Here is a 12,031-nt window from a genome sequence, read left to right as displayed (position 1 = left end):
GGGCCCCGGATCCGAGGATCCGGGGCCCTTCTGCTGTCCCCGGCTCTGTCAGCTGAGCACGCGGATGGGCGCGCCATCCAGGAACGCCTGCACGTTCTCGACGATCGCCGGATAGAACACCTCGTACGACGCGCCCGTCACGTAGCCGAGGTGGGGCGTGAGAACGGTCCGCGGCGCCGACGCGAGCGGATGGTCGTGCGGAAGCGGCTCGGTGTCGAACACGTCGAGCGCGGCACCGCCGAGCCATCCCTCCGTCAGCCCGCGGACGAGAGCGTCCGTGTCGACCAGGCCCGCGCGCGCCGTGTTCACGAGCAGTCCGTCCGGGCCGAGCGCGCGCAGCTCCCTCTCCCCCACGACGAGACGCGTGCTGTCGGACAGCCGCAGGTGGAGCGAGAGGATGTCCGCCCGTTCGGCGAGCTCGCGCAGCGTCGCCACGCGCTCGGCGCCGGCGGCGGCGGCGCGCTCGTCCGTGAGATGCGGGCTCCACGCGGCCACCGACATCCCGAACGCGTGCGCATACCGCGCGATGCGCGAGCCGATGCGTCCGAGCCCGACGATGCCGAGCGTCATCCCCTCCGCCTCGCGCCCGACGGTCTGCTGCCAGGCCCCGCTGCGCGCGTTCCCGTCCTCGACGGGGAGGTTCCGGAGGGCGGCCAGCAGGAGCGCCCAGGTGAGCTCAGGAGCACCGGCCGCGGAGCCGGGCGTCCCGGCGACGACGATGCCTCGCTCGCCAGCCGCCGCGAGGTCGATGGACGCGTTGGCCATCCCTGTCGTGACGAGAAGGCGCAGAGCGGGCAGGCGCTCGAGAACGGCCCGGTCGAAGGCCGTGCGCTCGCGCATCGCCGCGATCGCGTCGAAGCCCTGCAGGGCGCGAGCCGCGTCATCCCCGAGGTGCTCGTGGAAGAAGACCACGTCGACGCCTCGCGCGCGGAGCGCATCCCAGTCGGCGTAAGACGCCGCCACGCGCTGGTAGTCGTCGAGCACGGCCAGTCGGCGAAGAGATCCCATGCTCCGAACCTAGCGGCGCCAGTAGAGTGAGCGGCGTCGGGCGCCCCGGCCCGGCGCGTGCCATGCAGCGGAGAGAGCGCCGAGATGAGAACGCTTCGCTATTCGATCAACGTCACCCTCGACGGGTGCTGCCATCACGAGGCAGGACTCCCGCCCGACGACGAGTCCATGCGGTACTGGACGGAGGAGATGGAGCGGGCCGATGCCCTCTTCTTCGGCCGCGTGACGTACGAGATGATGGAGTCCGCCTGGCGACGACCGGCCTCCGGTGAATGGCCGGGATGGATGGGCGGCGCCGAGGTCGCGTTCGCCGAGGCCATCGACGGCGCTCGGAAGTACGTCGCGTCCACCACACTCGGCAAGGTGGACTGGAACGCCGAGCTCCTCGAAGGCGACGTCGGCACCGCGGTCCAGCGCCTGAAGGAGGAGCCGGGCGAGGATCTGTGGGTCGGCGGTGTGCGGCTTCCCCTCGCCCTTGCCGATCGGGGGCTCATCGACGAGTACGAGTTCGTCGTCCACCCAGTGCTCGCCGGGAGCGGACCGACCCTGCTCTCCGGTCTGCGCGCGCGCATCGAGCTCGAGCCCGTGGCCCGACGGGAGTTCGGTTCAGGAGCCGTCGCCGTCCGGTATCGGCCTCGGGTGACACCAGCATGAAGGGAAGAGGCCCCGACCCGGACGAACCGGATCGGGGCCTCTGCGGCGCGTGCGCTGCTCAGCGCGCGAAGTTGCCGCGGTAGTACTCGTAGACCCACCCGAAGAGGGCGACGATCAGCAGGCCGGCCGCGACGGGGATCAGGAAGTGCGCGGTCGCGAGCGAGACGGCGCCCACCGCCACGGCGCTGCCGAGCACGAGGGGCCACCACGACCACGGGCTGAACTCGCCCTGCTCGGTCTCGCCATCGTCGATGTCGGCGTCGAGACGATCCTCGGGGAGCTCCACACCGTGCTGGCCCTTGTGGACCAGCTGGACGTAGAAGGCGATCAGAGCGGCCATGAAGGCCGTGAAGAGGAGCGCCACGGCGCCCACCCACTCGATGTGGCCGCCGTAGTAGGCGAGCCCCCACCCGACGTAGATGACTGCGCAGAGCAGGAAGAACCCGCTGAGCAGCCACCAGATCACGACGTTCGAGCGCATTACTTCACCTTCCCATCGGCGAGGTCCACCGCGGGCGCGTCAGGCGCGTCCTTGGCCGGTCCGACACCCACGGGCACGCCGGCCTCGGGGTGGTTGAGGTCGAACGCCGGCCGCTCGCTGCGGATCCGCGGGATCGACGTGAAGTTGTGGCGCGGCGGCGGGCACGAGGTGGCCCACTCGAGCGAGGCGCCGTAGCCCCACGGGTCGTTGACCGTGATGCGCGGCGCGGTGCGCGCCGTGATCCACACGTTGAGGAGGAACGGCAGCATCGAGGCGCCGAGGATGACCGCACCCACCGTGGAGAGCTGGTTGCCCCAGGTCCATCCGTCGGCCTCCGAGTAGTCCGCGTAGCGGCGGACCATGCCGTCGACGCCCAGCCAGTGCTGGATGAGGAACGTCATGTGGAAGCCGATGAACAGCATCCAGAAGTGCACGTAGCCGAGGCGCTCGTTGAGCATCCGCCCCGTCCACTTCGGCCACCAGAAGTAGAAGCCAGCGAACATCGCGAACACGACCGTGCCGAACACGACGTAGTGGAAGTGCGCCACGACGAAGTACGAGTCGCTCAGGTGGAAGTCGAGCGGCGGCGACGAGAGGATGACGCCGGTCAGGCCGCCGAAGACGAACGACACGAGGAAGCCGAGGGCGAAGACCATGGGCGTCTCGAACGTCACCGAGCCGCGCCAGAGCGTGCCGATCCAGTTGAAGATCTTCACGCCGGTCGGGACGGCGATGAGCATCGTCATGAGGGCGAAGAACGGCAGCAGGACGGCGCCCGTGACGTACATGTGGTGCGCCCACACGGAGACGGACAGCGCGGCGATCGCGATCGTCGCGTAGACGAGCGTCTTGTAGCCGAAGATCGGCTTGCGGCTGAAGACCGGGAAGATCTCCGACACGATGCCGAAGAACGGCAGCGCGATGATGTACACCTCGGGGTGGCCGAAGAACCAGAACAGGTGCTGCCAGAGGAGCACGCCGCCGTTCGCCGGGTCGTAGATGTGCGAGCCGAAGATGCGGTCGGAGGCGGCGGCGAACATGGCGGCCGCGAGCACGGGGAACGCGATCAGGATGAGCAGGCTCGTGATGAGCGTGTTCCACGTGAAGATCGGCATGCGCCACATCGTCATGCCGGGTGCGCGCATCGTGATGATCGTCGTGATGAAGTTCACACCGCCGAAGATCGTGCCGAAGCCCGAGATGCCGAGACCGAGCATCCAGAGGTTGCCGCCGATGCCGGGCGTGAACGACGCGTTGGCGAGCGGCTGGTAGGCGAACCATCCGAACGAGGCCGCACCCTGCGGCGTGAGGAAGCCCGCGACCGCGATGAGCGATCCGAACGTGAACAGCCAGAAGGCGAAGGCGTTCAGACGCGGGAACGCGACGTCAGGCGCACCGATCTGCAGCGGCAGGAGCGCGTTCGCGAAGCCGGCGAAGAGCGGCGTCGCGAACATCAGCAGCATCACGGTGCCGTGCATCGTGAAGAGCTGGTTGTACTGCTCCTTCGTCGGGATGATCTGCATGCCCGGCGCGAAGAGCTCCGCGCGGATGACGAGGGCCATGACGCCGCCGAGCGCGAAGAACAGCAGCGACACGATCAGGTACATGTACCCGATGGTCTTGTGGTCGGTGGAGGTGATCCACTTGACCACGATGTTGCCCTTCTGCTCCACGCGCGAGCCGCTCAGGAGAGCGGCCTGGCGGGGAGGCAGCGTGGTCGGGCGCTCCGTGACGGTCGCCATGATCAGTGCTCCTCTTCCGTGGTGCTGGCAGCCCCGGTGCCGGGGTTGTTGGCGAGACGGTCGTAGGCGTCGGTGATGTCGCCCGTCTGGCCCTTGGCCTCGAGCTCGTCGAGGTACGCCTCGTACTCGGCCTCGCTGACGACCTTCACGTTGAAGAGCATCATCGAGTGGTACTCGCCGCAGAGCTCGGCGCACTTGCCCTGGTACTCGCCCTCGCGGGTCGGGATGAACGACCACGAGTTCTCGTGTCCCTGGTACATGTCCTTCTTGTAGAGGAAGTCGATGATCCAGAACGAGTGGATGACGTCGCGCGACTGCAGGTCGATCGTGACGCGCTTGTCGACCGGGAGCACGAGCGTGGGCAGCTCGTCCTGGTCGATGTCGCCGTTGGCCTCGGGCTGCGCCTGGACGCCCATCGTCCAGACCGTGTCCGAGCCGTCCTCGGCCTCGCCGTTGTACTGGAAGTCCCAGGCCCACTGCTTGGCGATCGCCGTGATCGTCACGTCGGGGTCCTCGTGCGGCGTCTCGATGATCGCCTGGTCGCGCGCCGTGAAGGCGAAGAGGCCGAGCACGAGGATGAGCGGCACCGAGGTGAAGAAGATCTCGATGGGCATGTTGTAGCGGAGCTGCACGGGCAGCCCCGTCTGGCCCTTGCGGCGGCGGTACACGACCATCGCCCAGAGCATGAGGCCCCAGGTGATGATGCCGACGACGAGCGCCGCGACCCACGAGCCCACCCAGAGCGACGCGATGATGGGCGCCTGGTCGGTGGTGGGCGTCCCGGACTCATCGAACCCGGGGAGGTATCCGTGCAGTTCCGTGGGCGTGCACCCTGCGAGAGCGACGGCTGCCGCAGCGATCGCGGGGATCGCAGCCCAGCGGAGATGGCGTTTCGACGGCACGAATTCACCTTTCGAACGTGGATAGGGCGTCTTCAAGTCTAGGGCAACCGCACATGCGATTCTGGCCAACCTTCCAGCGCGTGCCCCGGTTCGCAGGGCCCGTCTGGGCACACGAAAGCCCCGCTCCGGCGTGGCGCGGGGCTTTTCGCGGGGCGGGGTCAGTGGAAGCTGTCGCCGCAGGCGCAGGAACCCGATGCGTTCGGGTTGTCGATCGTGAAGCCCTGCTCCGAGATCGTGTCCTTGAAGTCGATCTGAGCGCCGTCGAGGTACGGGATGCTCATGTTGTCGACGATGACCTCGACGCCGTCGAAGTCGACGGTCTCGTCGCCCTCGAGGTAGCGCTCGTCGAAGTACAGCTGGTAGATGAGGCCCGAGCAGCCGCCGGGCTGCACGGCGACGCGCAGGCGCAGGTCGTCGCGACCCTCCTGCTCGAGCAGGCTCTTGACCTTCGCGGCTGCGGCGTCGGTGAGGCTCACGCCGTGAGCGCGCGTCGCGGCATCGGCCGCAAGTGTCGTGTCTGTCATGACGCTCCTTCGGGGACGGCCGCGCAGGCGGCGGGGTCGATCCATGGTACCGCCGCCCGCCGGGTGCGGGCTCAGCGCGACGCGATCAGACGGTGCGCGCGTTCGCGCGTGCGAGGAGGAGGGTCTCGGCGAGCACGGCGTGGCGGAACGTGTCGAGATGGAGCGACTCGTTCGGGCTGTGCGCGCGCGAGTGCGGGTCTTCCACGCCGGTCACGAGGATCTGCGCGCCGGGGTACCGCTCGACGAGGTCGGCGATGAACGGGATGGACCCGCCCACCCCCAGGTCGACCGGATCCTTGCCGTAGCCGTCGCGCATCGCCCCGCGCGCGGTCTCCACGGCCCATCCGCTCGTGTCGACGAGGAAGCCGTTCCCGAGGTCGATCTCGCTGAAGGCCAGCTCGGCGCCGAAGGGCGCGTGGGCGCGGAGATGCCTCTCGATCGCGTCGTACGCGTCCTGCGCGCTCTGCCCCGGTGCCACACGGGCGCTCACGACGACCGTGACCTCGGGCGACAGGGTGTTCGATGCGGCCGCGACGCTTGTGAAGTCGATGCCGGTCACGGTGATCGACGGCTTGTTCCAGATCCGCGAGAGGATGCTGCCGTTCCCGACGGGCTGGACGCCCGGCAGGAGCCCGGTCTCGCTGCGCAGGGCGTCCTCGTCGTAGGCGGGCGTCTCCGCCTCGCGTGCGGCGAGCCCGTCGACGGCGACGGAGCCGTCGTCGTTCCACAGCGTGGAGAGGAGGCGGATGGTCGCCATCATCGCGTCGGGCACGGCCCCTCCGAACATCCCGGAGTGCGACGCGTGGTCGAGGGTGCGGACGGTGAGGTGGAACTTCGCATTCCCGCGGAGGGATACCGTCACGGCCGGGGTCTCCGCGTCCCAGTTGCCCGAGTCGGCGACGACGATGACGTCCGAGCGCATCTCCTCGGCGTGCTCGGCGAGGAACGACGTGAACGACCGCGAGCCGTACTCCTCCTCGCCCTCGACGAAGAGGACGATGCCGAGGTCGAGATCATCGCCGTACGTCTCGCGCAGGGCGCGCAGGGCGGCGATGTGCGCCATGACGCCGGCCTTGTCGTCCGCCGCACCGCGCCCGTAGAGGCGCCCGTCGCGCACCGTCGGCTCGAACGGCGGCGTCTCCCAGAGCGCCTCATCGCCCGGGGGCTGCACGTCGTGGTGGGCGTAGAGCATGACCGTCGGGCGGCCGTTGCGCGCCGCGCGCGTCGCGAGCACGGCCGGCTGCCCCTGCTCCCCCGTCTCCGGGATCGCCGCGGTGCGGACGCGGACCTCGTCGAACACGCCGGTGTCCTCCGCGAGCTGCGCGATCGCCTGCGCGCTGCGCCGCAGCTGCTCCTGGTCGAAAGCCGGCCATGCGATTCCGGGAATGCGCACGAGGCGCCCGAGATCGGCGAGCGCCGAGGGGATGCCGCCCTCCGCGGCGTCGATGAGCTGGGGTTCCGCAGGGAGCTGGGAGGTCATGCCGGTAATCTTAGGTACATCCCGCGACGAGACTTCCGAGGTTCCCTCATGGCCAAGACACCACCCGCCGAGAACGACGCGTCCGAGGCGACGCCCCCCGTCGGGAAGGGGCGCCCCACCCCGACCCGCGCCGAGCGCGAGGCGGCTCGCCGTCGACCCCTCGTGCCCGACACCAAGGAGGCCCGCCAGGCCGCGAAGGCCGAGCTGCGCGCGCGCCAGGAGCGTGCGCGCATCGGCATGGCGAACGGCGAGGAGAAGTACCTCCCCCTGCGCGACAAGGGCCCGCAGAAGCGGTTCGCCCGTGACTGGACCGACGCAGGCTGGCACCTCGGCGAGTTCCTCATGCCGATGATGGTGCTCGTCATCGTCGCCACGTTCATCCCGTCGCCGGCGACCCAGTACTGGTCGTTCATCGTGCTCTGGGTCTTCATCCTCTTCGCCGTGGGCGACATGATCATCCTGTCGCGGCGCGTGAAGACGAAGGCGGCAGAGAAGTTCGGCGGCAAGGACAAGCTCGAGAAGGGCCTCGGCTGGTACGCCGCGATGCGCTCGGTGCAGATGCGCTTCATGCGCCTCCCCAAGGCGCAGGTCAAGCGGGGCCAGTACCCCGCGGTCTGAGACGCATGGCAGAAGCCCCGGAGCCGTCGGCTCCGGGGCTTCTCTTTTCTCGACGCGCTGCGTTTCGACTCGCTACGCTCGCTCAACGTCCGGGCGCAGAGCGCCCGGAGCTCGCAGCGTGTTCAGGTCGCGGTTGATCCTGCGGGCCCAGAGCGGGCCCTCGTAGATGAAGGCGCTGTACCCCTGCACGAGCGTCGCGCCCAGGTCGAGGCGCTCCTGCACCTCTTCGGCCGTCTCGACGCCGCCGACCGAGATGACGCAGAAGCCGGGATCGGTCGCGACCGACCGGACGATCCGCAGCACCTCGAGCGAGCGTGCCTTGAGCGGAGCGCCGGAGAGGCCGCCCTCGCCCGCCGCGATGATCGTCGCGGGGTCGGCGGTGAGGCCCTCGCGCGAGATCGTCGTGTTCGTGGCGATGAGGCCCGCGAGCCCGAGCTCGAGGGCAAGACGCGTCACACCCTCGACCTCGTCGTCGGGCAGGTCGGGCGCGATCTTGACGAGCAGGGGCGTCTCCCCCGCCGCGTCCTTGACCGCGGTGAGCAGGGGGCGCAGCGTCTCGACGGCCTGCAGGCCGCGCAGGCCCGGCGTGTTGGGCGATGACACGTTCACGGCCAGGTAGTCGGCGAGCGGGCTGAGCATGCGTGCGCTCGCGACGTAGTCGGCCGTGGCGTCCTCGACGGCGACCACCCGGCTCTTGCCGATGTTCACCCCCACGACGGCGCCTCCGCGGCGCAGTCGGGCGAGTCTCCGCGCGGCCGCCTCCGCGCCCGCGTTGTTGAAGCCCATCCGGTTGATGAGCGCCCGGTCGGCCACGAGACGGAACAGGCGCGGACGGGGGTTGCCCGGCTGCGGGATCGCGGTGAGGGTGCCGACCTCGACATGGCCGAACCCGAGGGCGTCGAGACCACGCACGGCCACGGCGTTCTTGTCGAATCCCGCGGCGACGCCGAACGGCGTCGGGAACTCGTGCCCGAGCGCCTTCACGCGCAGCTCCGGGGCCGGGCGCGTGAGAGCCCGCGCCACCCAGGAGAGCGGGCGGATGCCCATGGCCCGGATCACGGGCATGGCGAGGTGGTGCGCGACCTCGGGGTCGAAGCGCGAGAGGACGTGCGTGAAGAGGAGGGGATACATCCCCGCCAGGGTATCGGGTGCCGCCGTCAGTTCGCCGACGGAGCCTCTGCGCTGCGGCGCCGCGCGTGGTCCGCGCGCAGGTCGGCGATCGACGCCTCGAAGTCCTCGAGCGAGTCGAACGCCTGGTACACGCTCGCGAACCGCAGATACGCGACCTCGTCGAGCTCGCGGAGCGGGCCGAGGATGGCCAGGCCGATGTCGTTCGCGTCGATCTGGCTCAGCCCGGTCTGCCGCAGCGACTCCTCCACGCGCTGCGCGAGGATCGCGAGGTCGGCGTCCGTGACCGGGCGCCCCTGGCAGGCCTTGCGCACACCGGCGACGACCTTCTCCCGGCTGAACGGCTCAGCGGCGCCCGACCGCTTGATGACGTTGAGGCTCGCGGTCTCGATGGTCGAGAAGCGGCCCCCGCACTGCGGGCACTGCCGTCGACGCCGGATCGAGAGGCCGTCGTCGCTCGTGCGCGAGTCGATGACGCGGGAGTCGCCGTGGCGGCAGAACGGGCAGTGCATAGCGCGTCAGCCTACTCGGCGGTTCCTGCGAATCGGGCCGTGATCGCCTCGCCGTGCGCCGGGAGCGCTTCCGCGTTCGCGAGCGCGACGATCGCGTCGGCGACCTCGGCGAGGCCATCCCGGTCGTACTCGATGACCTGCTGCGGTCGCAGGAACGTGTGCGCGCCGAGTCCTGCGGCGTAGCGCGCCTGCCCGCCCGTCGGCAGCACGTGGTTCGACCCCGCGAGGTAGTCGCCGAGGCTCACCGGAGCGAAGCCGCCGACGAAGACGGCGCCCGCACTCGTGTACCGCGCCGCCGCGCGAGACGCGTCCTCGAGGTGCAGCTCGAGGTGCTCGGGCGCATAGGCGTTGCTGAACGCCTCAGCGGTCGCCTCATCGTCGACGAGGACGATCGCCGACTGCTCCCCCGCGAGGGCGGTCGCGACGCGCTCGGCGTGGCGGGTGAGCGGCGCGATGCGCGCGAGCTCGGCCGCGACCGCGTCGGCGAGCGCAGCCGACGTCGTGACGAGCACGGCCGAGGCCTGCTCGTCGTGCTCGGCCTGGCTCACCAGGTCGTAGGCGATGAGGCGCGGATCGGCGGCGCCATCGGCCACGACGAGGATCTCGGTCGCGCCGGCCTCGGCGTCCGTGCCGACGAAGCCCGCGACGGCGCGCTTGGCCGCCGCGACGAAGTTGTTCCCCGGCCCCGACACGACGTCGACCGGATCGAGGCCGAGCGAGGGCACGCCCGCCGCGAGCGCGCCGATCGCGCCGGCCCCGCCCATCGCGTAGACCTCGTCGACGCCGAGCAGGCCCGCCACAGCGAGGATCGTCGGGTGCACGCGGCCGCCCTGGTCGGCCTGCGGAGGCGACGCGAGTGCGATGCTCTCGACGCCCGCAACCTGCGCGGGCACGACGTTCATCACGACGCTCGACGGGTAGACGGCCTTCCCGCCCGGGATGTAGACGCCGGCACGGGCGACGGGCTGCCAGCGCTGGATGATGCGGGCTCCCTGCCCGATGCGCGTCTCACGCCCCTCGGGCACCTGTGCGGCGGATGCCGCGCGCACGCGGTCGATGGCCCGCTCGAGCGCCGAGCGCACCTCGGGCTCGAGCCCCGCCACCGCCTCGGCGATGTGCTCGGCCGGCACGCGGATCTCGTGCCCCGAGACGCGGTCGAACCTCTCGGCCTGCTCCCGCAGGGACGCCTCGCCACGGGCGCGGACGTCGGCGACGATCTCGACGGCGACCGACGCCGCCGTCTGCAGCGCCTCGGCGGCACGGGGGACGACGGCCAGCAGCTCGGCGGGAGTGAGCGAGCGGCCGCGGAGGTCGATGGTGCGCATGCATCGATTATCCCGCGGCGGCGAGGTGCTCATGACAGACGGCCTCCCCTCGCAGCGAGGAGAGGCCGTCGGCGAGGGCGATCAGCCGCGCGTCACGCCGGACACGTCGTGCAGGTAGCCGATGCGGCCGTCGTCGTCGCGCACGACGAAGACGTCGCCGCGGTCCTCCAGGACGAGGGCCCAGGCCGTGGGCCCGATGCGGAACAGCGGATCGCCGCTCTCGTCCACGACGTCGCGCTCGACCGGGACGAGGGCCCAGAAGGGCTGGGCGGAGGTCGGACGCTCGGCGGCCTGCGTCGTCTGAGCATCGGCCGCCGGGGAGCCCTCGGAGCCCTCGACAAGTCGCGACAGCTCGTCGGCGCCGTCATGGGGCGCGGGCGCCGGCTGCTCGGCATCGGGCTCGGTGACCTGGACGTCGGAGAAGACCTCGGTCTCGTGCACACCATGCTCGGCGCCGCGCGGCTCGTCGTCGCTGAGGATCGTGTCGTAGAGACCCTCATCGGCAGGCTGCGCGGCCGACGCCTGCCCGGGCGCCGACTGCTCGGGCGCCGACTGCTCCTCGGCCGCCGCGGCGGACTCGGGCGCCGCGGCGGACTCGGGCGCCGCGGCGGACTCGGGCGCCGACGCGTCCTCCGGAGCGGCTGCCGCCGGAGTCACGTAGGGATTCGCGCCCGGAGCGATCCAGGCGTCCTGCGCGGCACCGTGCTGCTGGCCGTATGCGGCCTGACCCGGCTGACCGGCCTGCTGGCCGTAGGGCTGCTGGCCGAAAGGCTGCTGACTGTAGCCGGCCTGTCCGTAGGACTGCTGGCCGTAGGGCTGGCCGTAGCCCTGCTGACCGTAGGGCTGCTGCCCGTAGGGCTGCTGACCGTACGCCTGCTGGCCGTACGGCGTCTGCGCGTACTGCTGACCGTAGGGGTGCTGGCCCTGCTGCGCTCCCGGCGCCTGCGGCCATCCGCCCTGCCCGGCCGGCGCGTGCGGCCATCCGCCCTGCGCGGCCGGCAGCGGACGCGGCGCGCGTGCGACAGGACGCGCCTTCCGCGCCGCGGGGTGCGCGGTGCTCTCCTCACGGCCGTCGAAGTCCTCGCGGAAGGGCGGGACGAACGGGGCGACCACCGTGAAGAACACCCCGGCGAGCATGAGGAGCGCCTCGAGCCAGGGCACCCACGTGAGGAACCACTCGCCGCCCTGCGCACCCCACGCGAGGCGACTCACCCACAGCACCGCGCCCACCGAGAACGCGACCGAGGCGAACTGGTCGACGCCGAGCGACCCGACGCGGGTGATGGCCGTGGGCGCGAGACGGCGGAGCAGGATGAGGAACGCGCCGGCCGCGGGGAGGAGGGCGCCGAGGATCCAGTCGAGGCCCGATGCCCAGATCGGCACGAACGAGAACCGCACGATGGAGAAGAACGAGAACAGCAGCGCGAGGCCGCCGACGATGACGAGGATGAGCTCACGCGCCGTGAACGGCCCGACGCCCTTCTGCGGGCGCCCGCTGTTCGTCTCCCGCGGCGCGTGCGCCGCCGGTTCGGGCTGGGGCGTGTAGCCGGGGTACTGGTCGCTCACCCTGTGTCCTTCCGTCGAGGTGCGGGTCGATCCTACTTGCCGCGCTTCAGAGCGGCCGCGGGCACGACTCCCCTGCCCGCCGGGCCGTCGC

12 protein-coding genes are annotated in these 12,031 nt (G+C 70.9%); 2 read left to right on the top strand and 10 right to left on the bottom strand.

Features of this window, described 5'->3' with window-relative positions; translation table 11 throughout:
- Nucleotides 1–48: 48 nt before the first annotated feature.
- Entirely contained in the window at nt 49–1,008 is a 960-nt protein-coding gene (locus M1D56_RS06170; RefSeq protein ID WP_456284981.1) for a D-2-hydroxyacid dehydrogenase family protein, read from the bottom strand.
- A gap of 84 nt (nt 1,009–1,092) precedes the next feature.
- Here M1D56_RS06170 and M1D56_RS06165 point away from each other — a divergent pair, with 84 nt between their 5' ends.
- On the top strand, nt 1,093–1,662 hold the full coding sequence (locus M1D56_RS06165; protein WP_456284980.1) for a dihydrofolate reductase family protein: 570 nt from the start codon (nt 1,093–1,095) through the stop codon (nt 1,660–1,662).
- Between the two features lie 58 nt (nt 1,663–1,720).
- Here M1D56_RS06165 and ctaF read toward each other — a convergent pair whose 3' ends face one another.
- The 5 genes from ctaF to M1D56_RS06140 form a co-directional block, all read right to left on the bottom strand.
- The gene (gene ctaF, locus M1D56_RS06160) at nt 1,721–2,143 is read right to left on the bottom strand and encodes an aa3-type cytochrome oxidase subunit IV (RefSeq protein ID WP_271173245.1); all 423 of its coding nucleotides are present in this window, start codon (nt 2,141–2,143) and stop codon (nt 1,721–1,723) included.
- Nucleotides 2,143–3,885 carry an aa3-type cytochrome oxidase subunit I gene (gene ctaD, locus M1D56_RS06155; protein WP_271173246.1) on the bottom strand — a complete coding sequence of 581 codons (1,743 nt, stop codon included), beginning with the start codon at nt 3,883–3,885 and terminating at the stop codon, nt 2,143–2,145. The genes ctaF and ctaD overlap by 1 nt, the downstream gene beginning before the upstream one ends.
- Before the next feature lie 2 nt (nt 3,886–3,887).
- The gene (gene ctaC, locus M1D56_RS06150) at nt 3,888–4,787 is read right to left on the bottom strand and encodes an aa3-type cytochrome oxidase subunit II (RefSeq protein WP_271173247.1); all 900 of its coding nucleotides are present in this window, start codon (nt 4,785–4,787) and stop codon (nt 3,888–3,890) included.
- A 158-nt stretch (nt 4,788–4,945) separates the two neighbouring features.
- Nucleotides 4,946–5,311 carry an iron-sulfur cluster insertion protein ErpA gene (erpA, locus tag M1D56_RS06145; RefSeq protein WP_271173248.1) on the bottom strand — a complete coding sequence of 122 codons (366 nt, stop codon included), beginning with the start codon at nt 5,309–5,311 and terminating at the stop codon, nt 4,946–4,948.
- Nucleotides 5,312–5,396: 85 nt separating this feature from the next.
- Nucleotides 5,397–6,791: a M20/M25/M40 family metallo-hydrolase gene (locus M1D56_RS06140; RefSeq protein WP_456284979.1), complete on the bottom strand. Its 1,395-nt coding sequence runs from the start codon at nt 6,789–6,791 to the stop codon at nt 5,397–5,399.
- A gap of 48 nt (nt 6,792–6,839) precedes the next feature.
- Here M1D56_RS06140 and M1D56_RS06135 point away from each other — a divergent pair, with 48 nt between their 5' ends.
- Entirely contained in the window at nt 6,840–7,409 is a 570-nt protein-coding gene (locus tag M1D56_RS06135; protein WP_271173250.1) for a DUF3043 domain-containing protein, read from the top strand.
- Nucleotides 7,410–7,481: 72 nt separating this feature from the next.
- Here the strand turns inward: M1D56_RS06135 and M1D56_RS06130 are convergent, their stop codons facing one another.
- The 4 genes from M1D56_RS06130 to M1D56_RS06115 all read right to left on the bottom strand — a co-directional run bounded on the left by M1D56_RS06130 (nt 7,482) and on the right by M1D56_RS06115 (nt 11,940).
- Complete coding sequence (locus M1D56_RS06130) at nt 7,482–8,540, bottom strand: quinone-dependent dihydroorotate dehydrogenase (RefSeq protein ID WP_456284978.1); 1,059 nt, start codon at nt 8,538–8,540, stop codon at nt 7,482–7,484.
- Nucleotides 8,541–8,566: 26 nt separating this feature from the next.
- On the bottom strand, nt 8,567–9,049 hold the full coding sequence (nrdR, locus tag M1D56_RS06125; RefSeq protein ID WP_271173252.1) for a transcriptional regulator NrdR: 483 nt from the start codon (nt 9,047–9,049) through the stop codon (nt 8,567–8,569).
- An 11-nt stretch (nt 9,050–9,060) separates the two neighbouring features.
- On the bottom strand, nt 9,061–10,374 hold the full coding sequence (gene hisD, locus M1D56_RS06120) for a histidinol dehydrogenase (RefSeq protein ID WP_282979107.1): 1,314 nt from the start codon (nt 10,372–10,374) through the stop codon (nt 9,061–9,063).
- Nucleotides 10,375–10,455: 81 nt separating this feature from the next.
- Entirely contained in the window at nt 10,456–11,940 is a 1,485-nt protein-coding gene (locus M1D56_RS06115) for a hypothetical protein (RefSeq protein ID WP_456284977.1), read from the bottom strand.
- Between the last annotated feature and the right edge of the window lie 91 nt (nt 11,941–12,031).

Source organism: Microbacterium sp. JZ101, from assembly GCF_053903175.1.
The sequence above is the reverse complement of the archived record's forward strand: the minus strand, read 5'-3'. Positions and strand labels throughout refer to the sequence as shown.

What these genes read in the sequence shown, in the direction of transcription:
- M1D56_RS06170 (WP_456284981.1), bottom strand. Translation starts at nt 1,008, where the DNA reads ATGGGATCTCTTCGCCGACTGGCCGTGCTCGACGACTACCAGCGCGTG.
- M1D56_RS06165 (WP_456284980.1), top strand. Translation starts at nt 1,093, where the DNA reads ATGAGAACGCTTCGCTATTCGATCAACGTCACCCTCGACGGGTGCTGC.
- ctaF (WP_271173245.1), bottom strand. Translation starts at nt 2,143, where the DNA reads ATGCGCTCGAACGTCGTGATCTGGTGGCTGCTCAGCGGGTTCTTCCTG.
- ctaD (WP_271173246.1), bottom strand. Translation starts at nt 3,885, where the DNA reads ATGGCGACCGTCACGGAGCGCCCGACCACGCTGCCTCCCCGCCAGGCC.
- erpA (WP_271173248.1), bottom strand. Translation starts at nt 5,311, where the DNA reads ATGACAGACACGACACTTGCGGCCGATGCCGCGACGCGCGCTCACGGC.
- M1D56_RS06140 (WP_456284979.1), bottom strand. Translation starts at nt 6,791, where the DNA reads ATGACCTCCCAGCTCCCTGCGGAACCCCAGCTCATCGACGCCGCGGAG.
- M1D56_RS06135 (WP_271173250.1), top strand. Translation starts at nt 6,840, where the DNA reads ATGGCCAAGACACCACCCGCCGAGAACGACGCGTCCGAGGCGACGCCC.
- M1D56_RS06130 (WP_456284978.1), bottom strand. Translation starts at nt 8,540, where the DNA reads ATGTATCCCCTCCTCTTCACGCACGTCCTCTCGCGCTTCGACCCCGAG.
- nrdR (WP_271173252.1), bottom strand. Translation starts at nt 9,049, where the DNA reads ATGCACTGCCCGTTCTGCCGCCACGGCGACTCCCGCGTCATCGACTCG.
- hisD (WP_282979107.1), bottom strand. Translation starts at nt 10,374, where the DNA reads ATGCGCACCATCGACCTCCGCGGCCGCTCGCTCACTCCCGCCGAGCTG.